Annotated in this window: 24 protein-coding genes, 1 other RNA gene and 1 riboswitch; of the genes, 14 read left to right on the forward strand and 11 right to left on the reverse strand. The window is 64.7% G+C overall.

Features of this window, described 5'->3' with window-relative positions; translation table 11 throughout:
- Positions 1-7 precede the first annotated feature (7 nt).
- The gene (locus tag PQR08_RS31390; protein WP_375336539.1) at positions 8-1,753 is read right to left on the reverse strand and encodes an autotransporter assembly complex protein TamA; all 1,746 of its coding nucleotides are present in this window, start codon (positions 1,751-1,753) and stop codon (positions 8-10) included.
- A 389-nt stretch (positions 1,754-2,142) separates the two neighbouring features.
- Here PQR08_RS31390 and PQR08_RS31395 point away from each other — a divergent pair, with 389 nt between their 5' ends.
- From PQR08_RS31395 to panD, 4 genes are all read left to right on the forward strand, one after another.
- A complete protein-coding gene (locus tag PQR08_RS31395) occupies positions 2,143-2,331 on the forward strand; it encodes a DUF3460 family protein (protein WP_187607389.1) in 189 nt (62 codons plus the stop codon).
- A gap of 86 nt (positions 2,332-2,417) precedes the next feature.
- The gene (locus PQR08_RS31400) at positions 2,418-3,245 is read left to right on the forward strand and encodes a segregation and condensation protein A (protein WP_035508347.1); all 828 of its coding nucleotides are present in this window, start codon (positions 2,418-2,420) and stop codon (positions 3,243-3,245) included.
- Positions 3,246-3,315: 70 nt separating this feature from the next.
- On the forward strand, positions 3,316-4,155 hold the full coding sequence (gene panC / locus PQR08_RS31405) for a pantoate--beta-alanine ligase (RefSeq protein ID WP_238209992.1): 840 nt from the start codon (positions 3,316-3,318) through the stop codon (positions 4,153-4,155).
- Positions 4,156-4,165: 10 nt separating this feature from the next.
- Entirely contained in the window at positions 4,166-4,552 is a 387-nt protein-coding gene (gene panD, locus PQR08_RS31410; protein WP_408163535.1) for an aspartate 1-decarboxylase, read from the forward strand.
- Between the two features lie 51 nt (positions 4,553-4,603).
- On the opposite strand, the gene PQR08_RS31415 is transcribed toward panD, so the two are convergent.
- Positions 4,604-5,230 carry a nucleotide-binding protein gene (locus PQR08_RS31415; RefSeq protein WP_408163536.1) on the reverse strand — a complete coding sequence of 209 codons (627 nt, stop codon included), beginning with the start codon at positions 5,228-5,230 and terminating at the stop codon, positions 4,604-4,606.
- Positions 5,231-5,427: 197 nt separating this feature from the next.
- Between PQR08_RS31415 and PQR08_RS31420 the strand changes: the two genes are divergently transcribed.
- Positions 5,428-5,847, forward strand: a complete 420-nt coding sequence (locus PQR08_RS31420; RefSeq protein WP_187607272.1) for a PaaI family thioesterase — start codon at positions 5,428-5,430, stop codon at positions 5,845-5,847.
- Here the strand turns inward: PQR08_RS31420 and PQR08_RS31425 are convergent.
- Positions 5,841-7,316: a cobyric acid synthase gene (locus PQR08_RS31425; protein WP_408163538.1), complete on the reverse strand. Its 1,476-nt coding sequence runs from the start codon at positions 7,314-7,316 to the stop codon at positions 5,841-5,843. The two genes, PQR08_RS31420 and PQR08_RS31425, sit on opposite strands and share 7 nt — an antisense overlap.
- Positions 7,317-7,372: 56 nt before the next feature.
- Here PQR08_RS31425 and cobU point away from each other — a divergent pair, with 56 nt between their 5' ends.
- The 4 genes from cobU to PQR08_RS31445 are packed head-to-tail and all read left to right on the forward strand — an operon-like array spanning position 7,373 to position 10,764.
- Positions 7,373-7,930 carry a bifunctional adenosylcobinamide kinase/adenosylcobinamide-phosphate guanylyltransferase gene (gene cobU, locus PQR08_RS31430; protein WP_187607274.1) on the forward strand — a complete coding sequence of 186 codons (558 nt, stop codon included), beginning with the start codon at positions 7,373-7,375 and terminating at the stop codon, positions 7,928-7,930.
- A 5-nt stretch (positions 7,931-7,935) separates the two neighbouring features.
- On the forward strand, positions 7,936-8,877 hold the full coding sequence (cbiB, locus tag PQR08_RS31435; RefSeq protein WP_408163540.1) for an adenosylcobinamide-phosphate synthase CbiB: 942 nt from the start codon (positions 7,936-7,938) through the stop codon (positions 8,875-8,877).
- A gap of 1 nt (position 8,878) precedes the next feature.
- On the forward strand, positions 8,879-9,874 hold the full coding sequence (gene cobD, locus PQR08_RS31440) for a threonine-phosphate decarboxylase CobD (protein ID WP_408163542.1): 996 nt from the start codon (positions 8,879-8,881) through the stop codon (positions 9,872-9,874).
- Positions 9,874-10,764, forward strand: a complete 891-nt coding sequence (locus PQR08_RS31445) for a cobalamin-binding protein (protein ID WP_408163580.1) — start codon at positions 9,874-9,876, stop codon at positions 10,762-10,764. Before cobD ends, PQR08_RS31445 begins: the two co-directional genes overlap by 1 nt.
- A gap of 629 nt (positions 10,765-11,393) precedes the next feature.
- Here the strand turns inward: PQR08_RS31445 and cobC are convergent.
- Genes cobC through PQR08_RS31475 form a run of 6 tightly spaced genes read right to left on the reverse strand, consistent with a single transcriptional unit; the run spans position 11,394 to position 17,450 of the window.
- Positions 11,394-11,963: an alpha-ribazole phosphatase family protein gene (cobC, locus tag PQR08_RS31450; RefSeq protein WP_408163544.1), complete on the reverse strand. Its 570-nt coding sequence runs from the start codon at positions 11,961-11,963 to the stop codon at positions 11,394-11,396.
- Positions 11,948-12,706, reverse strand: a complete 759-nt coding sequence (locus PQR08_RS31455) for an adenosylcobinamide-GDP ribazoletransferase (protein ID WP_408163545.1) — start codon at positions 12,704-12,706, stop codon at positions 11,948-11,950. Before PQR08_RS31455 ends, cobC begins: the two co-directional genes overlap by 16 nt.
- Positions 12,706-13,758, reverse strand: a complete 1,053-nt coding sequence (cobT, locus tag PQR08_RS31460; RefSeq protein WP_408163547.1) for a nicotinate-nucleotide--dimethylbenzimidazole phosphoribosyltransferase — start codon at positions 13,756-13,758, stop codon at positions 12,706-12,708. The genes PQR08_RS31455 and cobT overlap by 1 nt, the downstream gene beginning before the upstream one ends.
- 10 nt (positions 13,759-13,768) lie before the next feature.
- Positions 13,769-14,545 carry an ABC transporter ATP-binding protein gene (locus tag PQR08_RS31465; protein WP_187607281.1) on the reverse strand — a complete coding sequence of 259 codons (777 nt, stop codon included), beginning with the start codon at positions 14,543-14,545 and terminating at the stop codon, positions 13,769-13,771.
- Complete coding sequence (locus PQR08_RS31470) at positions 14,542-15,540, reverse strand: FecCD family ABC transporter permease (protein WP_408163582.1); 999 nt, start codon at positions 15,538-15,540, stop codon at positions 14,542-14,544. Before PQR08_RS31470 ends, PQR08_RS31465 begins: the two co-directional genes overlap by 4 nt.
- 35 nt (positions 15,541-15,575) lie before the next feature.
- A complete protein-coding gene (locus PQR08_RS31475; protein WP_408163549.1) occupies positions 15,576-17,450 on the reverse strand; it encodes a TonB-dependent receptor domain-containing protein in 1,875 nt (624 codons plus the stop codon).
- A gap of 80 nt (positions 17,451-17,530) precedes the next feature.
- Positions 17,531-17,857: riboswitch (cobalamin riboswitch) on the reverse strand.
- 256 nt (positions 17,858-18,113) lie between these two features.
- On the opposite strand from PQR08_RS31475, the gene PQR08_RS31480 reads away from it, so the two are divergent.
- The 5 genes from PQR08_RS31480 (at position 18,114) to PQR08_RS31500 (ending at position 20,406) form a co-directional block, all read left to right on the forward strand.
- Positions 18,114-18,482, forward strand: coding sequence for an ATPase (locus PQR08_RS31480; protein WP_187607283.1), 369 nt, complete (start codon positions 18,114-18,116; stop codon positions 18,480-18,482).
- Positions 18,479-18,793 (forward strand): cell division protein ZapA, encoded by a 315-nt coding sequence (locus tag PQR08_RS31485; RefSeq protein WP_035508245.1) that lies wholly within the window; start codon positions 18,479-18,481, stop codon positions 18,791-18,793. Before PQR08_RS31480 ends, PQR08_RS31485 begins: the two co-directional genes overlap by 4 nt.
- A gap of 94 nt (positions 18,794-18,887) precedes the next feature.
- Positions 18,888-19,069, forward strand: a non-coding RNA gene (gene ssrS / locus PQR08_RS31490) — 6S RNA.
- Between the two features lie 70 nt (positions 19,070-19,139).
- Entirely contained in the window at positions 19,140-19,598 is a 459-nt protein-coding gene (locus PQR08_RS31495; RefSeq protein WP_035508242.1) for an EVE domain-containing protein, read from the forward strand.
- Positions 19,599-19,674: 76 nt separating this feature from the next.
- Positions 19,675-20,406: an SIMPL domain-containing protein gene (locus tag PQR08_RS31500; RefSeq protein WP_408163552.1), complete on the forward strand. Its 732-nt coding sequence runs from the start codon at positions 19,675-19,677 to the stop codon at positions 20,404-20,406.
- 29 nt (positions 20,407-20,435) lie between these two features.
- On the opposite strand, the gene lgt is transcribed toward PQR08_RS31500, so the two are convergent.
- Both lgt and PQR08_RS31510 read right to left on the reverse strand, forming a co-directional pair.
- A complete protein-coding gene (gene lgt / locus PQR08_RS31505; RefSeq protein WP_238209975.1) occupies positions 20,436-21,338 on the reverse strand; it encodes a prolipoprotein diacylglyceryl transferase in 903 nt (300 codons plus the stop codon).
- Between the two features lie 36 nt (positions 21,339-21,374).
- Entirely contained in the window at positions 21,375-22,334 is a 960-nt protein-coding gene (locus PQR08_RS31510; RefSeq protein ID WP_408163553.1) for a LysR substrate-binding domain-containing protein, read from the reverse strand.
- Positions 22,335-22,422 lie beyond the last annotated feature (88 nt).

The raw sequence follows: 22,422 nt of genomic DNA on the forward strand, positions 1-22,422 counted from the left end.
ACGCGCATCAGAACGCGATGCCGAGCGTCAGATACGGCTTGATGCTCTTGTTCTTGAATCCATACGCCAGGTCGACGTTCACCGGGCCGACCGGACTGCGCCAGCGCGCACCGACGCCCACGCCCGGCTGGAACACGCGCTCGCTCCAGGTGTCGGTCGCGGTGCCGATGTCGAAGAACACCGCGCCGCCCCAGTCGTGCGTGAACCAGTGTTGATATTCGCTGCTGCCCGTCACCATGTACTTGGTCGGCAAGACCGAGCCCGCGACGTTGTTGCCGATACCCAGATAGCTGTAACCGCGCACCGAGTTCGCGCCACCCGCGCGAAACAGCAGCGACGCGGGCACGCCGCTCGACGGCCCGCTCGTGAACACGCCGCCGAACTCCGCGCGAAACACGAGCAAATCGTTCTTGCCGAGCGGCACATATTGCAGCGCGTTGGTGTAGAGGCGCGCGAACGTCTGATCGGTCATCACGCCCTTGACGGCGAATCCCGCCTCCGCGCGGATGATGTTGCCGCGGCGCGGAAACAGCGGATCGTCGACGTCGCGGCGCACCCAGCTCCATGCGGGCACGAGCGCGCGCGCCGTCGATGGATTCGGCTCGTTTTGCGTCAGGCGATCGTCGTAGAAGGTCAGCGAAAACGTCGTGTCGATGTTCTGACGCGAGCGCGAGCGCTGCACGCCGACGCGCGCGCTGTAGATGTTCGTGTCGGACACATCGGTGATCGTGTAGGAGCCGAATACCGCGTTCACCCAGCCGTGCGAATCCGGCGGCATCGCCAGTTGCACGCGGCCGTACTGCTGCGTCTGGTCGAGCCGGCCGGAAATCGTGAACGGATACGCCTTGCCGAAGGTATCGAGATAGCTGTATGCGCCCTGGATGTGAAAACCGGTGTCCGTCGCGTAACCCACGCCGTAGCGGATGCTGTTGTACGGATACTCGCTCACCTTCACATGCAGCGGCGTTTCGACCGGCTTGCTGACGTCGTTGTCCACGTCGATCGCCACGCTCGCGTAGTACGGCGTGTTCTGGATCTGCCGCTGCAGCTCGTTGATGCGCGCGACGTCGTAGATCTCGCCGTCCTGGATCGGATTCACGTGATCGACGATCCATGCGGGATAGCGCTTCGGCCCGCTCACGTCGAGCTTGCCGAGCGTGAAGGTCGGACCGCTGTCGAAGGTCACGGAGAGATCGGCGAGATGCGCGCGCGGATTGATGCGCGCCTGCGAGCGCACGATCTTCGCGCCGAGATAGCGCTTCGATTGCAGCGCCCGCAGCGCGGCGTTCTTCGCGTCGTCCCAGCCGCCTTGCGTGAACGGATCGCCTTCGCTGACCGAAAAGGCGAAACGCGCCGCGTTTTCCTGCGCGCGGTCTTCGGTCGTCACCGCGCCGGTGAAATTCAGTTGCACCGAAGCGATCATCGTCCGCGGGCCGGGATCGACGCTCACCTTGACGTTGCGCTTGTCGTCGACGGTGGTGACATCCGTGCGCACGACCGGCGTGAAATAGCCTTCGGTCGCGACGAGATCGCGCACGTCCTTGGGCGTCGCGGTGACGAGGAACTGGAACTGGTCGTCGCTCACGTCGTCGCGCTTGGCGAAGCGGGCGATGTCGAGGTTTTCCTTGAGCAGCTTCTTCACGCTGCGCGGCGCGTCGACATCGACCTCGTACTTGGCGAATGCAGGCGTGGCGAGGCCGAACGCGATCAACGCGACGATCAGGGCCGGCCAGCGTCGCACGCGTGGCGGCATCACGCGCAACGCGCGCAGCGGATCAAACGAACGCCCCGCCAAACGTGACCTCCGGCATCGGGATGAGTGGGAATGAAAGGAAAACGTGCAGCCGATGTGCAAGCGGGCGCAGGCGCTATTTCACCACATCGGCGTGCGCCGGCACCGCAAGACGGCCCATCTCGCTCGAGACGTGGGCCTTTTTGACGGCTGTGCGTCTGCCGGGTTCCGCAAAACGTGCACGCGCGTGCGCCTTTCAAGACGCGAAACAGCGGCGCGCCGATATGCGTTGCCGCCGCACGCTTGCGGTAAAATTGCGCCAAAAGGCAAAATCACAGGCGCAATGCGGGTTGCCGCGTGCGCCGATATCCTCAAAAGAGGCTTGTCGCCTCGACCCCAACGGAAGCCGGATCATGTATCAGTCGGATATCACCCAGTTCATCAATCAGTTGAAAGAGCAAAAGCCGTCGCTGGAAGAAGAACAGCGCCGCGGCCGCGCGCTTCTGTGGGACAAGCAGCCGATCGACCTCGACGAGCGCAGCTCGCAGCAGCAAGCGCGCGTGAACCAGACGCCCTACGTCTACTACCAGAACTTCTGAACGTGAGCGCAGCCGGCCACGAGCCGCAATCGTCCGCGCATGCGCCGCACGAGGGCAAGCGCGACGATGCACGGGAAGACCGGGTGGTGGCGCTCGCCACGCCCGCGACCGATTCGACGCCCGACACCATCGACGGCGTCGCGATCGCGCATCTTTACGGCGAGCCGCTCTGGAAGCTGCCCACTGACCTCTACATTCCGCCCGACGCGCTCGAAATCTTTCTCGAAGCGTTCGAAGGCCCGCTCGACCTGCTGCTCTACCTCATCCGCAAGCAGAACTTCAACGTGCTCGACATCCCGATGGCGGATGTCACCGCGCAATACCTGGGCTACGTCGACCAGATCCGCGAATCGAATCTGGAGCTCGCGTCGGAATATCTGCTGATGGCGGCGATGCTGATCGAGATCAAGTCGCGCATGCTGCTGCCGGTCAAGAAGGCCGACACCGGCGAGGACGCCGAAGACCCGCGCGCCGAACTCGTGCGCCGTCTGCTGGAATACGAGCAGATGAAACTCGCGGCGCAGAAGATCGACCAGTTGCCGCAGCTCGGCCGCGACTTCCTGCGCGCGGACATCTATATCGAGCAGTCCGCCGAGCAGCGCTTCCCCGATGTCGACATGAACGACCTGCGCGCCGCGTGGGCCGACGTGATCAAGCGCGCGAAGCTCGTGCAGCATCACAAGATTTCGCGCGAGGAGCTTTCGGTGCGCGAGCACATGAGCGTGATCCTGCGGCGGCTGCAGACCGCGCGCTTCATGGAGTTCACGGAGCTGTTCGACACTTCGCGCGGTGTGCCGGTGGTCGTCGTGAACTTCATCGCGATGCTGGAGCTGTCGCGCGAATCGCTGATCGAAATCACGCAGCCCGAGCCATACGCGCCGATCTACGTGAGACTCGCGTACTCGCCCGCCTAGAATTCGCTTATCCATTCCCTAGCCTCGGTGCGACGCTGAATCACGCCGCCCGCCAGGAGACACCCGCTCGATGAAAGTCATCAGCTCCATCCATGAACTGCGCGACCAGTTGCGCGGCCAGAACCGAACCGCCTTCGTCCCGACGATGGGCAACCTCCACGAAGGCCATCTCTCGCTGATGCGCCTCGCGCGCCAGCATGGCGATCCGGTCGTCGCGAGCATCTTCGTGAACCGTCTGCAATTCGGCCCGAACGAGGACTTCGACAAATATCCGCGCACGCTTCAGGACGACATCGACAAGCTGCAGAAAGAAAACGTCTACGTGCTGTTCGCGCCGACCGAGCGGGACATGTATCCGGAGCCGCAGGAGTATCGCGTGCACCCGCCGCACAATCTCGGCGACATTCTCGAAGGCGAGTTCCGCCCCGGCTTCTTCACGGGCGTGTGCACCGTCGTGATGAAGCTGATGTCGTGCGTGCAGCCGCGCGTCGCGGTGTTCGGCAAGAAGGACTATCAGCAGTTGATGATCGTGCGCGCCATGTGCCACCAGTTCGCGCTGCCCACGGAAATCGTCGCCGCCGAGACCGTGCGCGACGAGGACGGACTAGCGCTGTCGTCGCGCAACCGGTTCCTGTCGGCGGCTGAGCGCGCCGAAGCGCCCAAGCTCGCCGAGCAGTTGCAGCGCGTGCGCGAAGCGGTGCTGTCGGGCAATCGCGATATCGCCGCACTCGAGCGCGACGCGATGAACGCGCTCGCCGAGCGCGGCTGGAAGCCCGATTACATCAGCGTGCGCAAGCGTTCGAACCTGCTGCCGCCGGGCGAAGCGGACGCCGACGCGAACGCCGAGCTCGTCGTGGTCGCGGCCGCGAAACTGGGCTCGACGCGCCTCATCGACAATCTCGAAATCTGAAGGAAGCATCATGCAACGCACCATGCTCAAATCGAAGATTCACCGCGCGACGGTCACGCACTGCGAGTTGCACTACGAAGGCTCGTGCGCGATCGACGAGAACCTGCTCGAAGCCGCGAACCTGATGGAGAACGAGCAGATCGACATCTGGAACGTGAACAACGGCGAGCGTCTGACCACGTATGCGATCAAGGGCGAGCGCGGCAGCGGCATGATTTCGCTGAACGGCTCGGCAGCGCGCCGCGCGCAACTGGGCGATCTCGTGATCATCGCGGCGTTCGCGCAGGTCGATGAGGATGAGATCAAGGCGGGCTGGAAGCCGAATCTCGTGTTCGTCGACGACGACAACCGTATCAAGGGCAGCCGCGATCACGTCCCGACGCAGAACTGGACGTAATCGCCACTTCCCTCGCACGAGCCGGCGCTTTCCTGCGGGACGCCGGCTTTTTTACTTTTTGGACACCCATTCGAGGATCGGCTCCCACTGCTCCAGATCCTTCTCGACGCGGCTCTTCGCCACGTCCCAGATCGTGAGGCCGTGCGCGGCGAGCTGGACGTAGTTCTGCGTATCGCGCAAAAAGCCGAGCACCGGCAGATCGAGCCCTTCGACGAAGCGATGCAACTGGTCCGCCGAGCGCGTGCGCGCGTCCACGCGCATGCCGACCACGCCGACTTCGATCGCCCCTTTGCGCACCGCCTTTTCCTTCGCGAGTTTTGCGAGAAAGTCCTGCGTCGCGAGGATGTCGAACATCGACGGCTGCAGCGGCACGATGACCTTGTCCGCCAGTTCCAGCGCCAGTGCGAGACGATTGCCGTGTACGCCGGCGGGGGTATCGACGACGGCTTTCTCCAGACCTTTGGGCGGTTTCGCCGGAGAATCGACGTCGATGTTCCATTCCTCGATCTTCGGCAGCGTGTCGACGCGCAGCGAGAGCCATGCGTGCGACGAGCGCTGCTTGTCGAGATCGGCGAGCGCGACCCACTCGCCTTGCGACGCGAAATGCCCGGCCAGATTGGTTGCGAGCGTGCTTTTGCCCACGCCGCCTTTCGGATTTGCCACCACGATCACGGTCATGAAGTGTCCCGGATTTTGTTGAGCGCGCGGGCGTTTGGCCGCCCGGCGCGCACGATTTTCGTCGTTACAAGAACAGGTGCATGATTCGAGCGTTGATATTATCGGCAAAAGTGATGCATCCGGCACGCTGGCCGAACGGCCGTGCCGTATTCTGCGCCAATATCGGCATTCGTCATCTTTTCCGACTCCTACCGCCCATGACCCAGCTCCGTCCCGATGTCACGCTCGATTTCCTGCGCAACCGCCAGAAAGGCCGTTTGCCCGATCTGCTAGGCGTGCAACTGATTTCGCTCGATCAGGGCGAATTGAACGGCGAACTCACGATCCGCCCGGAACTGCTCGCGCCCAACGGCTTTCTGCACGCGGCGACCGTCGTCGGCCTCGCGGATACGTGTTGCGGCTACGCGTGCATCGCGCATCTGCCGGAGAAGGCGCAGAACTTCACGACGCTCGAACTGAAGAGCAACCACGTTTCGACGGCGCGCGAAGGGAAGATCGTCGCGAAGGCCACGGCCGTGCATCTCGGACGCAGCACGCAGGTGTGGGACGCGACCGTGACCACAGGCGAAGGCAAGCTCATCGCGATGTTTCGCTGCACGCAGATGATTCTTTATTGAGCGAAGGCGGCTCGCAGCGCGTCGAGATCGAGCGATTGCGCGAACGAATCCGCGAGCCGATCGAGCGACGCCTCCCGCAGCGCCGGATAATCGAGCGGCTCGGCGCCCTCCACGCCTGCCCACGCGAGCAGCGCGGCGCAGGCTTCGGGTGTATCGAACACGCCGTGCAGATAGGTCGCGGCGATCTGATCGTCGTCGGAAACGGCGCCGTCGAAGCAGCCCGAATCCAGCGCGACGAGCGGCCGCGCGAGCGCCGGGCCGTGGGTTCGGCCCATGTGGATTTCGTAGCCGCGCACGGGCGCCGGCGTATCGCCGATCGTCAGCCGTCCGGCGACGTTCTCCAACTGCTTGCGCTGCGTGAGCACGGTGCAAAGATCGAGCAATCCGAGCCCGTTCACGCAACCCGCCGCGCCTTCGACGCCATCCGGATCATCGATCGTGCGACCCAGCATCTGCATGCCGCCGCAAATGCCCAGCACCTTGCCGCCATAACGCAGATGCCGCTCGATCGCGCGATCCCAGCCGTTCTCGCGCAGCCACGCGAGATCGCGTTGCACGCTCTTCGAGCCGGGCAGCACGATGAGATCGGCAGCGGGCGGCGCGATGCCCGCGCGCACATAGCTGAAATCGACCTGGGCGTGCGCACGCAGCGCATCGAAATCCGTGTGATTGCTGATGCGCGGCAGCGCCGGCACGATCACTTTCAACGCGGCCGCATCGCGGCGCACGTGCGGCTGGCTCGGCAGCATGTCTTCGGCGTCGAGCGTGAGGCCGTGCAGATACGGCAGCACGCCGAACACCGGCTTGCCCGTTTGCGCGACGAGCCAGTCGAGCCCCGGTTCGAGCAAGCCGATATCCCCGCGAAACCGGTTGATGACGAAGCCGCGAACGCGCGCCCGCTCGCTTTCCGACAAGCACGCAAGCGTCCCGACGAGATGCGCGAACACGCCGCCGCGATCGATATCGGCGACGAGCACGACCGGGCAATCGACGCGCTCCGCGAAGCCCATGTTGGCGATATCGCCGTCGCGCAGATTGATCTCGGCGGGACTGCCCGCGCCTTCGACGATCACCGCATCGAATTCGTCTTGCAGACGCGCGTAGGACGCGAGCACGGCGTCGAACGCGATGCGCTTGTAGTCGTGATACGCGCGCGCATCAAGGTTCGCGTGCGCATGACCGTGGATGATGACCTGCGCGCCGCGATCGCTCGTCGGCTTGAGCAGCACCGGATTGAAGTCGATGCGCGCGGGCACGCCCGCCGCGACCGCCTGCAGCGCCTGCGCGCGACCGATCTCGCCGCCGTCGATGGTCACCGCGCTGTTGAGCGCCATGTTCTGCGGCTTGAACGGCGCGACCCGCACGCCGCCGCGCCGCGCGAGTCGGCACAGCCCCGCGACGAGCGTGCTCTTGCCGGCATCGGACGTCGTGCCCTGGATCATCAGCGTGCCGCGTGGCGTGAAAGACATCGGGGGATTCCCATGAAGAGCGACGCGCTATCTTAGCCCGTCAGTACAATATCGCGATGACCCCCGATCTCACTTTCATCCTCGGCGGCGCGCGCTCCGGCAAGAGCGCCCGCGCGGAACGTCTTGCCGCCGACAGCGGGCTGCCCGTCACGTATATCGCGACCGCGCCGATCAAACATCTGGGCGATGCGGAGTTCGCCGAGCGCGTGCGGCATCATCGCGAACGCAGGCCCGCGCACTGGTCGCTGATCGAAGCGCCGCTCGATCTCGCGGGCGCATTGCGCGAAGCGGATCGCGCCGGGCATTGCGTGCTGATCGACTGCCTGACGCTGTGGCTCGCGAATCTGCTCTTCACATCGGCGAGCGCGAGCGAAGAAATCGCCGTCCTGCCCGACAGCGCGCGCGAAGCCTTCGCGCAATTCGATGCGGCGCTTGCGAGCGTGCGCGGCAAGGTCATTGTCGTGAGCAATGAAATCGGTCTGGGTGTCGTGCCGCTCGGCTCGGTCACGCGCCTTTACGTCGATGAGCTCGGCCGCCTGAATCAGCGCGTCGCCGCCGCGAGCGCGCACGCGACGCTGATGGTCGCGGGTCTGCCGCTCGCGCTCAAGGGATAAGCGCGATGCTCCTCCTCTCCGCCTACGCGATGGCCCTGCTCGCGGTGCTCGGCGTGATCGTCGATCGCATCTTCGGCGAGCCGCGCGCGCGGCATCCGCTCGTCGGCTTCGGCAAGCTCGCGACGCAACTCGAAGCGCGCATGAACACCGGCCGTCGCGCGCGGCCGGCGGGCATCGTCGCGTGGTTCGTGCTGATCGCGCCGCCGGTCGGTATCGCGTGGTTGCTCGTCGGCGCGCTGCCGTTCGCCTATGCGTGCCTCGTGCATGTGCTGCTGCTGTGGTTCGCGCTCGGCGCGAAGAGCCTGCGCGAACATATCGCGCCGATTGCGCGCGCGCTGAGCTTCGGCGATATCGACCACGCGCGCACGCTGACCGCGCGCATCGTGTCGCGCGACACGTCGCAGGCCGACGAGAACGCACTCTCGCGCGCAGCCGTCGAATCCGCGCTGGAAAACGGCAACGACGCGATCTTCGGCGCGATCTTCTGGTTCGCGGTCGCGGGCGGCCCGGGCGCGCTCATGTTCCGCCTGGCCAACACGCTCGACGCGATGTGGGGTTATCGCACGCCGCGCTATCTGCGCTTCGGCTGGGCGGCCGCGCGCTTCGACGACGTGCTCAACTTCATTCCCGCGCGCCTCACGGCTGCGAGCTACGCGCTCGCCGGCGATACGCACATGGCCTGGCACTGCTGGCGCACGCAGGCGCGCTCGTGGGACAGTCCGAACGCCGGTCCGGTGATGGCCTCGGGCGCGGGCAGTTTGAACGTGCTGATCGGCGGCGCGGCGATTTATCACGGCGTGCTCGAAACGCGCCCGACGCTCGGCGCGGGTCACACGGCGAACCCGAAGCATGTGGTCGCGGCGCTGAAGCTCGTCGAGCGCGCGATGCTCATGTGGCTCGTGGCGCTATTGGTCTTCGCCGCGATCAGCGTAACCACGAGCGGCTGACATGACGCATCCGATCCGGCACGGCGGCAATCTGCGCGAAGCCGCGCGCCGCTACGCGATTCCTTTCGACGACTGGCTCGATCTCTCGACGGGCATCAATCCGCGCGGCTTACCGGTGCCGCCCGTGCCGCCCGATGCATGGCGGCGTCTGCCAGAAGACGACGATGGCCTCGCCGATTGCGCCGCGCGCTATTACGGCGCACCTTTCGCGTTGCCGGTCGCGGGCTCGCAGGCGGCGATCCGCGCGCTGCCTGCGCTCTTGCGGCGCGCGACGGCGGGCGTCGCGCCGCTCGCTTACGGCGAATATGCGCCGGCGTTCGCGCGCGCCGGACACGCAATCGCGACGCTCGACATCACCCGGCGCGACTTGCCCGATACGCTCGATCACGTCATCGTCGCGAATCCGAACAACCCGACGGCGGAACACATTTCACGCGAAACCCTGCTGCATTGGCACGCGCAGCTTGCATCGCACGGCGGCACATTGATCGTCGATGAAGCGTTCGCCGATGTCGATCCCGCGTCGTCACTGGCGAGCGAAACCGCGCGCGAAGGGCTGATCGTGCTGCGCTCGGTCGGCAAGTTCTTCGGGCTTGCGGGCATCCGCGCGGGCTTCGTGCTGGCCGCGCCTTCGATCGTCGATGCATTGCGCGACGCGCTCGGCGCGTGGACCGTCGGCGGTCCGGCACGTCACGCGGTCATGGCCGCATTCGCCGATATCGACTGGCAGCGCGAAACGCGCGAACGCCTGCAACGCGACGGCACACGCCTCGCCGCGTTGATCGCGGGCCACGGCTTCGACGTGCGCGCGACGCCGCTCTTCGCGTGGACACCGACGCCGGGAGCCAAGGAGCTTCAACACGCGCTCGCATTGCGCGGCATCTGGACGCGCCTCTTCGATTTGCCCGGCATGACGCCGAGCCTGCGCATCGGATTGCCGGGCGCGGAAGGTGACTGGGCGCGCCTGTCGCTCGCATTGCAGGAGGTTTGCGCGTGATGTTGCGTGGTGTGATCGCCTTGCTGATCGGCTTCGCTGTCGCGCGAGCGCATGCGATCACCGTCACCGATGACAGCGGCGCGCCGGTCACGCTCGCGAAGCCCGCGGAACGTGTCGTCAGTCTCGCGCCGCACGTGACCGAGCTGCTGTTCGCGGCGGGCGGCGGCGCGCGCATCGTCGGCGCAGTGACGTATAGCGATTATCCGAAGGAAGCGCAGGCGATTCCGCGCGTCGGCGACAACAAGGCGCTCGACCTGGAACGCATCGTCGCATTGCATCCCGATCTGATCGTCGTGTGGCGGCATGGGAACGCGGCGCGTCAGATGGACCGGCTGACGGCGCTCGGCATTCCGATCTACTTCAGCGAGCCGAAACATCTCGACGATATCGCCGCGAGCATCGACAAGCTGGGCGCGCTGCTCGGCACACAAGCGCAAGCACGCGCGAGTGCGGATGCGTTCACGCGCGATATCGCGCAACTGCGCGCGCGCTATGCGGCGCGGCCGCCCGTGAGCGTGTTCTATCAGGTCTGGGACGATCCGCTGATGACGCTCAATCGCGACAACGTCTTCGACGAAGTGATCGGACTGTGCGGCGGCGTGAACGTGTTCGCGGCGGAAAAGCCGCGCGTGCCGACGATATCGACCGAAGCCGTGCTCGCAGCGAATCCGGAAGCGATCGTCACCGCGACGCCCGGCGCGACAAAACCGGATCGCCGGTTGCCTGCGCTTGAGCGATGGAAGCGCTGGACATCGTTGACGGCGGTCGCGCGGGGGAATCTTTTTGGCATCGATGGTGATCTCATCAGTCGGCCGACTCCTCGGCTCGCGATTGGTGCGGCGGTGCTTTGCCGCGATTTCGAAATTGCGCGCGGGCGGCGGGGGAAATAGCTGGGTTTTCGCCGGATCCCGTTTTGTTGTTGGTTTATTAGCACTGCCCCTCCCCGGGGCGGGGGTCACTTTCTTTGCTGCTGCAAAGAAAGTAACCAAAGAAAGCAGCTATCCCCAGCCTAAGCACTTCACACCGGCCGCGGCACAGGCGATTGGCCTAATGGCCCGGCTGTAGCGAGTGCCCCCACAAGCAGATAAGGGCTTGGACCGCGCACGGTCCGACACATCGCACCACACAAGAAACTGGTTCAGCACCAAATAGCTCCGGCCCGCTTCGCGGCCGATGGGTCAATCGGGTGCGGGTGCGCGTGCGCTTCTTCCTCGACGGTTTCCCTCGCATACCCAACGGCAGCGCGAAGCGCTGTGCCGAAGCTATTCGGTGCTGAACCAGCGCCCTAAAACTTCTAGCTCGTCAGACCGTGCGCGAGCCAAGCCCGGTTGGGCCTTTGGGGGCGACACTTAGGCGAGTGCCACTTCCGGCTGGCAAGCATAGCCAACGTGCGTGTGACCGCGGGCTTGGACGAGCTGCTTTCTTTGGTTACTTTCTTTGCAGCAGCAAAGAAAGTGACTGCCGCCCCGCACAGGGGCAGTGCTAATAGACCACCACGAAAACGGGATCCGGCAAAGCCCTAAGCATTCCACCGCACCAGAACCCACTCCCCGCGCACGCACCTGAACCAACCGACCCCACCAAAATCAATCGACCATTGCAACGCGTTCTCATAAGAAATACCGAGAAGATGCGCCGCAAGCACCCGCATAACACCCGCATGAGCGACAACATGCACAGCACCCCGACCGACGCATGTCGCCTCAAACCACGCAACGACGCGCTGCGCGAACTGCGCCAAACTTTCGCCGCCATGCGGACGCGCATGTTCGACATCACCGGCCCAGGCATCGATAAGCGCGCGATCGATCGAATCCCACGCGCGGCCTTCCCACGCGCCGAAGTGCATTTCCGAAAGACGCGCGTCGAGATGCACATCGGCGGAAAGAACCTGCGCCAGCGATGCGCATCGCACAAGCGGGCTCGCGTGCCATCCATCGACACATGCGGGCACGTTCAACGCCTTCATCCGCTCCGTCAATGCGACAGCGAGATCGCGCACATCGCACCGCAAGGGCACATCGGTTTGCCCATAGCACACGCCCGCTTCGATAGCGACTTCCGGATGTCGAATCAGGACGAGATCCATGCGAGCCCGATGAGATAGATCGTGATTTCGAACACTTGCTGCGCAAAGCCGAGGCAATCGCCCGTATAGCCGCCGATGCGACGCATGAAGTATCGCCCGATTAAAAAGCGCAAAACGATCAGCACGCCGATCGTGAAGCACGCGAGCTTCCAGTCGATCACGAAGAGCCACGGCAAGCCGAACACGAGCGCCAGCGCGAACGACGCAAGACTCATGCGCTGCGCGACCGGCTTGGCCTTGCCCTCAGCGCGCACGTAATCGAGCGTGACGAGATAGCTGATCGCGAACGCGCGGCTCGCGGCGTGCGCGGCGATCATCGTCATCGCGACGCGCTGCGGCGGCAACGCAGCGAGCGCCTGCCACTTCATTGCAATCGCGATCACCAGCGCAATCGCGCCGAACGCGCCGATGCGCGAGTCGTGCATGATGCGCAGCGCATCCTCGCGCGTGTACGCGCCGCCGAACGCATCGACGCAATCCGCGAGTCCGTCTTCATGGAACGCACCGGTCATGACGAGCGTCGCGGCCATCGAAAGCAACACGGCGACCCCCGCCGGAAACACGCGCAGCGCCAAGAGATAGACGAGCGCCGCAACGCCGCCGACCATCGCGCCGACGAGCGGAAAGTAACGCGCCGCCGCGTTCAGATATTCGCGCTCGAAGCCGACCCAGCGCGGCACCGGCACGCGCGTGAAATAGCCGAGCGCGGTGAAGAAGTAGCGCAGTTCGTCGAGCGGTCGCATCAATCGGCTTTGTTCGACACACCCGCCGACTCGAAGCTCGCCATCTCGTCGATGAACGCGACGGCCGCGCGCAGAATCGGCAATGCGAGCGCCGCGCCCGTGCCTTCACCGAGCCGGAGATCGAGCTCCAACAGCGGCGCGGCATCGAAATGCGCGAGCATACGCCGATGCCCCGTTTCGTTCGACGCATGCGCGAACACGCAGTAGTCGAGCACCTCGGGCGCGATCTTCGCGGCCACCAGCAACGCCGATGTCGCGATGAAACCATCGACGAGAATCGTCATGCCTTCGCATGCGGCGGCGAGATACGCGCCCGCGATCATCGCGATTTCGAAGCCGCCGAAGGTCGCGAGCGTGTCGATCGCATCGCCTTCATCGGGATGCAGCGCGAGCGCGCGGCCGAGCACATCGCGCTTGTGCGCGAGGCCGTGGTCGTCGAGGCCCGTGCCGCGGCCGACGCATTCGTCGATCGGCAAGTCGCACAGACGGCTCATCAGACACGCCGCCGCCGACGTATTCGCGATGCCCATCTCGCCGAAGCCGATCACGTTCGTGCCGAGCGACGCGTGATGCCGCACGCGCGCAGCGCCCCGCGCGATGCCTTCGAGCGCGGTCTCGCGCGACATCGCAGGCGCCTGCGCGAAGTTGCGCGTGCCGGGCCCGAGCGACAGACGTTCGTATCCGTGATCGATCGGAATCGGTGTCGCGACACCCGCATCGACGACTTCCAGCGACATGCCGACCGAGCGCGACAACGCGTTGATCGCCGCGCCGCCCGTCAGAAAATTCGCGACCATCTGCGCCGTCACTTCCTGCGGAAACGAACTCACGCCCTCTTTCGCGATGCCGTGATCGCCCGCGAACACGATCATCGCGGGACGTTCGATGCGCGGCTTCGTCGTGCGCTGGATCAGGCCCATTTGCAGCGCGAGCGATTCGAGCCGCCCGAGACTGCCGGGCGGTTTCGTCTTCATGTCGATGATGCGGCGCAGTTCGGCTTCGAGCGCGCGGTCGAGTGCGCGGGGCAGCGGGATGTCGTTGAGCGTGGACATCGAAATTCCTTCAAGGGCGATGAATGGAAGGCACGAGCGCTTCATGCTCGCCGTCGCGGATCAGCGCGAGCGGATAGCCGAATGCCGCGCTCGCGCGTTCAGGCGTGAGGACGTCGGCGACGAGGCCCGCGTGCGCGCCGCCGTGGCCGTCGAGCAGGAGCGCGTGCGTCGCGAAACGGCGCGCGAGATTCAGATCGTGGCACGAGAAGATTACGGTGCGCTTGTGCTCGCCCGCGGCGTCGCGCAACGCGTGCAGACAGTCGATCTGATGATGCAGGTCGAGATGCGAAAGCGGTTCGTCGAGCAACAGCAGCGGCGCGTTCTGGCACAGCACGGCGGCCAGTGCGACGCGCTGGCGTTCGCCGCCCGAAAGCGTCAACACATCGCGCGCGGCGAAGGACGCGAGGCCGAGCGTTTCCAGCGCGGCGCGCGCCGCGTTGCGGTCGTCTTCGCTCTCCCAGCCCCAGCCGGTGAGATACGGAAAGCGGTTCAGCAGCACGGTGTCGAGCACGGTCGCGCTGAAGGCGTCGTGCGCGGCTTGCGGCATCAATGCGCGTCGACGTGCGAGGTCCGCCGCGCGCCACGATGCGAGCGCGCGGCCATCGAGCGACACGCGGCCCGATGCGGCTTTCGCGAGCCCGGCGAGCACATTGATGAGCGTCGTCTTGCCCGCGCCGTTCGGCCCGGCGATGCACCACACTTCGCCCGCCGCGATCGTCTGCGTGAGACCGTCGATGAGCGTGCGCGCGCCCGCGCGAAGCACGATGGCATCGAGATGCAGGGTCATCGCGGTCTCCGCAGGAGCATCCACAGAAACATCGGCACGCCGATCAACGCCGTCACGACGCCCACGGGCAATTGCGCGGGCGCGATCACGGTGCGCGCGGCGAGATCGGCGGCCATCACGGCGAGGCCGCCCGCGAGCGCGGCGGCGGGCACGAGCATGCGCTGGTCGTTGCCGAACGCGAGACGCAGCAGATGCGGCACGACGAGCCCGACGAAGCCGATGGTCCCCGCCGTCGTCACCGCAGCCGCCGCGGCGATCGATGCGACGAGATACACCCGCAGGCGCAACCGTTCGACCGGCACGCCGAGCGCACGCGCGGTGGCATCGCCGCGCAGCAGCACGTTCAATTGCGGCGCGACCGGGACGATCGCGACGAGCGCGACAGCGAGCGCGATCAGCGCGGGCCACGGTGCCGCCGCGCCGTTGAGATCGCCCGTCAGCCAGAAGATCATGCCGCGCAGCCGGTTCTCGGGCGCGATGCTCAGAATCAGCGTGATCAGCGCGCCCCATCCCGATGCGATCACGACGCCCGTCAGCAAGAGTCTCGGCGACGCATCCTGTCCGCTTTGCCAAAGGTCCTTGCGCGCGAGTCCGAGCACGACGACGATCGATGCGAACGCGCCCGCGCACGCCGCGATATCGACGCCCCACCACGGCACCGATGCGAGCATCGCGGCAAGCGCGAACGTCGCCGCGCCGCCGGACACGCCCAGCACATAAGGTTCCGCGAGCGGATTCTTCAACAGCACTTGCAGCAGCGCGCCGGCCATCGCGAGCAGCGCGCCCGTTGCGAAGCCCGCGAGCGCGCGCGGCAAACGTAGCGTGAGCACGATCTCATCGGCGATATCGGGCGTCGCGGCGTTCGCGTGAAAGAGCGCGCCGAGCGCACGCGATACGGGCAACGTCACGCTGCCCGTCATGAGCGACGCCACGAGCACGACGAACGTCGCGACGCCGAGCGCGATCCAGATCGCCGCCGCGCGGCTCGCGTTCATCGCGCGCGGACGCGCAAGCCGCTCAGGCGCGTGGCTCACGACGGATGCCAGCCCAACGTGATGTACGCGCCGCGCCGTGGCGTGTTGTACGAGTACGCAAGTTCATAGTCCTTGTCGAACAGATTGTCGATGCGCGCCGTGACGTACCACGACTTCGAGATGTCGTAGCGCGCCGATAGATTCACGATGCCATAACCCGCGAGCGTCGAATCGTAGTCGCTGCGTTGTCCGCTCACGAGCCACTCGCCGCCGACACGCCAGCGCCCGATCGTGCGATGCGCCGTGAGCGTCGCGAAACGCCGCGCGCGCCGCGTCAGATCCTCGTGATTCGTCTCATCGACGGGATTCTGGAACGTGACGCCCGCGCGCACGTCGGTTGCGCCGACATGTCCCGCCCACGATCCCTCGATGCCCTGCACCTTCGCGCGCCCGACGTTCTGCGCGACATAGTAGAAACCGCCGTCGGACACATAGTCGATCAGATTCGAATAGCGCGTCTGGAACAGCGTCACGCGCGCGACGCCCAGCGCATTCGATGCGTACTGCAACGCCGCCTCGACCGAATGGCTGCGCTCTGGCTGAATCGACGGATTGCCGCTGAACGGATAGTAGAGGTCATCGAAGCTCGGCGCGCGAAACGATGCCGCATAGCTCGCGCTCGCCTTCCAGTGCGCATCGAAGTTATACGCGTAGCCCAGATAGTAGCTGTTCGCGCCCCCGAAATCGGAATACTGGTCGTGACGCAGATTCGCCTGCAAATCGCTCGCGCCGATGTGGCCCACGTAACCCGCGAACACCGAATTCACGTGACGATCGGGCGCGCTGAGCTGATCGGAATCGAGCGTCTGATCGAGATGCTCGTAACCGAAGAGCAGCTTGTGCGCGTCGCTGATTTTGAAGTCGTTCTGCCACGTGTATTGACGATTCTCCGAATTGAAGCGGTTCGTATAGACGCCGTTCTGCTCGATGTTCGCGCGGTCCTGTCCCTGCGCGATCGTGAAGTGCGTGGTCCAGTTTTCGGTGATCCTGCCGTTCGCGAACACCGACGCCGAGCGCACGCGATCGTGCGATTCGTTGATATCGGTCGGCAGGCCGTAGGCATCGTCGAAACTGCTGATGCCGTTCGATTGCAGGAAGCGCACGCCCGCGTCCCACTTGTCGCTGAACTGGTGACGCAGCGTCGCCGCGACGCTCTCGTTCAGATAGCCGTTCGCGTTCGGATTCGCGCCGGGCGCGATATTCGGATCGATCGACGAAAAGCCGTCGGTCTTCTCGCGCGAGACGTTCAGGCTGAAGGTCGTGCGGCCGTCGTTGTCGAGCGCGCCGTTCACGCCCGCCGATTGACGCTGCGTGTGATAGCTGCCGTATTCGGCCTCGAAGTTGAAGCGCGGCGGATGCGGCTCGCCTTCCTTCGTGAAGATCTGCACGACGCCGCCGATCGCATTCGAGCCGTACAACGCCGACACATTGCCGTTCACGACTTCGACGCGCCCGATCTGGTCGAGCATCAGTTGCGATAGCTGCGCCGCGCCGAGCGACGCCGATTCGACGCGCACGCCATCGATCAAAACGAGCGACTGCGACGACGCCGCGCCGCGTATGTAAAGCCCCGAAGTCGCGCCCGGTCCGCCGTTGCGCGTGATCTGCACGCCGGGCGCGAGCGCGATGAGGCCGAGTGCATCGTCGGCGTTGGCGTCGGCGATATCCTGTTCATCGAACACCGATGTCTGCGGGATCGATTCGGCGAGCGGCTGCGGCGCGCGCGTCGCGGTGACGACGACAGGAGCAAGCGTTTGCGAAGCGTCATCGGCGGCATGTGCGGCGCCAGCGAGCGGCAATCCGATGAACGCGGCAACGAGCGCGCCATGACGAGAGCGGCCGTTCTTGAGGGCGGCCTGTGGCAATACCATGAGTGAAGTGTCCGTTTCGCGTGAGCGCGACCCCGCTCCCCGCGAGGACGATGCGCGACGAACGCACTGCGCGATCAGCGCCGATGCGTCGAACTCTGGCCGGTATCCGGGCTGGCGATGAATCGTCTCGCCTTCCCGCGCATCGTGCGCAGTGGCGTCGACACGTTTCTTGCAGTCGATTCGGGTGATGAACCCGGTGTGATGAAAATCCACACGCTCGCGCTGCAAAAACGCGCATGAGACGACTTGCAACTTGCGTTGCGGTCGCTTACCGTTGCGGGGGCAGCACAGGTTGGCTCGTCCCAGGTTGGTCCCGGTCGGACTTCGGAGACTTCGCTCCCTGTTTCCCGTTTGACTGCATCCGCGAGATCCGCGAATGCGAGCACCAAAAAGTGCGGCAAGTGTAGGAGCGCGTGTTGGGGCCGTCAAGAAAACGGCGCGGACAGTTGGGCGCGGCACATGACGAATCGAACGAGAATCGGCCGGCCTGTCATCACGAGCCATCAACAGCGCTCGCGTTTTCTGCACACGAATGCATGTCGACATGCGCTTGATTCGAAGGATTAAGCGCAAGATCGCATGTTGTTACGTCTCGAAACGAGACAATTATCGGAAGCTCCGTTGAACCGCGCTAAAATGCGAGGTCTTTAGAGGACGCAGCACATGCTCAACGAACTCGAATCACTGTCAGGAAATATCGGCCGGCTGATCCAGATCAGCGAGCGCCACAATCAGGCGCGCCAGGCGCTGCAAGACCAACTCGAACAACTGCGCGCCGACTATGCGAACGTGCAGGCCGAGCTTGCGCAAGTGCGTGAAGAGCGCGATACGCTGCAATCCGAACGCGATTCGCTCTCTGCGAAAATCGACGACGCGCAAGTACGCCTCAACGCGATTCTCGAAAAGCTGCCGCGCGCGAAATCCGGGCAGCATGACGAAGCCGACAATCAACTCGATCTCCTCGAAGCCGATTCCCGCGAAGCACATGAAGCGGAATTGCACGGCGAGCATCATCAAGGAGAGAAGGCATGACGACTACGCAGATCGAAGTCTCCATTCTCGGGCAGCCGTATCGCCTCGCGTGCTCGCCGGAAACGGAAGGCGCATTGCGCGAAGCGGTCGCGCGCGTCGATGCCGAGATGAACAAGGTGCGCAATGCAAGCAACGTGCGCGGCACGGATCGCATCGCGGTAATGGCAGCGCTTTCGCTGGCGTCGGAATTGCTTAAGTTGCAGGACAGCGTGCGTCACGGCGAGGCCTTCCCTGCCGAGGAAATCCGTCGCACGATGCATTCGATGAACGAGCAGCTCGGCGCCGTCATCGCGCAATACGAAGTGCAGTGAGATGTCTGTGCGTCGAGGCAATCGGCGCGCAATGTCAATCGAAAAAAGAAACTGCGGCGGGGCTGCGAAAGGCAAACGATTGGTGTAGAGTGACGTTTCCCTGCCTGGTGCGCCAAGGTCATATATTCCTTGAACCAATGTCACATTGGCACGGTTGCGGAACCTTGCAGCACGGGCGCGCGCGTCGCTAGTCCGATGTACCCGAAGTGTTGCTTACCGCGACCAATCTTGAACCCAGGTTCAGGATGCCGGCCTAGCGGCCGTGGCGGGGACCTATCTAAAGAACGGCATCGGTTTTTCCGGTGCCGTTTTCATTTGCATCGTCGATTCCGCATAACGAACAATCATGCGCTACTGGCTGATGAAGTCCGAACCGGACGAAGCGAGCATCGATCACCTCGCGCACGCGCCGAAAAAAACCTTGCCGTGGACGGGCGTGCGCAACTATCAGGCGCGCAACTTCATGCGCGATCAGATGCAGATCGGCGACGGCGTGCTCTTCTATCATTCGAGCTGCCCCGAGCCGGGCATCGCGGGCATCGCGAAAGTGTGCTCGACGGCGTATCCCGATCCCACGCAGTTCGATCCGAAGAGCGATTACTACGATCCCAAGTCCACGCAGGAAACGCCGCGCTGGATGCTCGTCGATGTCAAGTTCGTGAAGAAGACCGCGCTGATTCCGCTCGCCGCGTTGCGTGAACACGAGGCGCTCGCGGACATGCAGGTGCTCGCGCGCGGCAATCGCCTGTCGATCACGCCGGTGACCGAAGCGCAATGGCGCTTTATTACCGAACAACTCGTCTAACAAGGAACTTACGACACGAAGGCCGCGACTAAATCCCGTCGCGAATCACGCGATATCCCGCGTTCGGAGTCCTTCGATGATCAACAAGAAAACCGCTGCCGCACTCGCGCTCCTCGCGATGTCGGGCGCAGCGTTCACCCTTTCTCAAACGGCCGCCGCGCAGACGGTGATTACCCAGCCGCAACCTTCGGGCGTGCTTTCTCTTTCGGCGCAGGCGAGCGCGCAAGTGCCGCAGGATGTCGTCAACATCACGCTCTTCTACGAGCAGGAAGCGGCCGATCCCTCGTCGCTCACCGCGACGCTGAATCAGCGCGCCGAGGCCGCATTGCGCGAAGCCAAGGGCGTGGACGGCGTGACCGCGAAGAGCGGCTCGTTCACCGTGTATCCATCCACCGATCGCGACGGCAAGATCTCCGCGTGGCGCGGCCGCACGGAGGTCGTGCTCGAATCGCACGACTTCGCGGCGGCGTCGAAGCTCGCGGGCAAGATGAGTTCGTCGATGCAGGTGGGCAGCGTCGGGTTCTCGCTGTCGCCCGAGGCGCAGCGCGCGGCCGAGCAGAAGCTCGTCACGCAGGCCATCGATTCCTTCCGCAAGCAGGCGCAAACCGCCGCGCAAGGCTTCGGCTACAGCAATTTCACGATTCGGGAAGTGAACGTCGGACACAGCGGTGTGCAGCCGCGTCCGGTCATGATGATGCAATCGCGCGCGATGAGCGCCGATGCGAAGATGGCCGCGCCGATCGCGATGGAAGCCGGCACGACGACGGTGACCGTCGACGTGTCGGGCTCGGTGCAAATGGGGCGTTGAATCGATGCGGGGCGCGCGCCCCGCATCGCTCAGGCTTTCGCCGATTCGGGCGGCAGACGCAGATTGCGCTTGTACGCCCACACCATCATCAGCACGCCGGCGATGATCATCGGCAGCGAGAGCCACTGGCCCATCGAGAGGCCGAGCGCGAGAAGGCCGAGATAGTCGTCCGGCTCGCGCGCGAATTCCACGGTGAAGCGCGCCAGTCCATAGCCGATCAGAAACAGCGCCGAAATCGCGCCGACAGGACGCTGCTTGCGCGAAAACGTCCAGATCACGATGAACAGCACGAGCCCTTCGAGCGCGATCTCGTACAACTGCGACGGATGACGCGGCAGCATGTGATAGCGCTGGAAGATTTCGGTGAGATGGTATTGCGCGTCGAGTTGCGGATTTTTAGCGAGCCAGATGGCGTCGTCGTTCGTCGAGCTCTGGAAGAGCATCGCCCACGGCGCGTTCGGGTCCGTCACGCGGCCCCACAACTCGCCGTTGATGAAGTTGCCGAGACGCCCCGCCGCGAGGCCGAGCGGCACCATCGGCGCGACGAAATCCGTCACCTGCAGCCAGGTGCGCTTGCGGTGATACGCGAACAGCACCATCGCGAGCGTCACGCCGAGAAAGCCGCCGTGGAACGACATCCCGCCTTCCCAGACCTTGAAGATATCGAGCGGATGCGCCGCGTAATAGCTTGCCTTATAGAAGACCACGTAGCCGATGCGCCCGCCGAGAATCGTGCCGAGCACGCCGTAAAACAGCATGTCGTCGATGTCCTTTACGGTCCAGCCTTGCGCAGCCACGTAAGGCAGGCGCAGACGCAGGCGGCCGATGACGATGGCCGATACAAACGCCACCAGATACATGAGGCCGTACCAGCGCACGGCGAGCGGTCCTAGATGAATCGCGATGGGATCGAAATTGGGATGTATGAGCATTCTGATGTGGGAGCTAGAGCGAACTACAAGGGCGAATCATACAGAACCCGCGCTTTCGGCCCGCGAACGGACGATCTCGATGAACCCGGCGAGCACCGGGCTCACTTCCGCCGCGCGCCACACGAGGCCGGTTTCGACGAGCATCGCCGACGCGTTCAGCGGCCGCAGAGGACGATACACGACGCCCGTGCGCCGCAGATGACGCAGCGAATGCGGCACGAGCGCGACGCCCATCCCGGCGGACACGAGGCTCACGATGGTCTGCATCTGGATCGCCTCCTGGCCGATACGCGGCGTGAGGCCGGCCGCGCCGTAGCAGCCCATGATGATGTCATGCAAACCCGGCGCGAGACGCCTCGGAAAGACGACGAGCGGCGCGGCGGCGAGATCGTGCAGATCGACGGGCGTGTCGGCCCATTCGTCGGCGCCCTGCCCCAGTTGTAGCGCGGCATCGGCGGACATCGCGATGACGAGCGGCTCGCGCGCCACCGCCACATACGACAGCGACGTGGCATGGCGCGGCGGCAGCGGCGGAATCACGAGGCCCGCGTCGATGCGCCCAGCGACGAGCTCCTCGATCTGCACGTCGCTCGTCGCCTCGGTCAGTTGCAGCCGCACGCCGGGATAGCGCGCGCCGAAATCGCGCAGCAGCGCCGGCAACAGGCCGTAATCGGCGGTGGAGACGAACGCGAGCGACAGCACGCCCGCCTCGCCGCGCGCGAGCGACTGCGCGAGCGGACGCAGCGTATCGGCGGATGCGAGCAGGCGGCGCACCTCCGGCAGCAGATCCTTGCCGACGGGCGTGAGCTCGACGGTCCGTTTCGTGCGCACGAAAAGCGCGACGCCGAGCGCCTCTTCCAGCGCGCGGATCGCCTGCGAGAGCGGCGGCTGCGTCATCGCGAGACGCGCGGCGGCACGGCCGAAGTGCATCTCTTCGGCGACCGTCACGAAGTAGCGCAACAGACGCAACTCGATGGGCGGATTTCTCTGCTCCATTGATATTTTTTGCGACCTAATAAGCCTTGAATAATATATTGGACAGACACATCGCGGGAGTTGCATTCTTGCTGCACTAGAGCAAAAA

This window comes from Caballeronia jiangsuensis, from assembly GCF_046030135.1.
GTDB classification, from domain to species: domain Bacteria; phylum Pseudomonadota; class Gammaproteobacteria; order Burkholderiales; family Burkholderiaceae; genus Caballeronia; species Caballeronia jiangsuensis.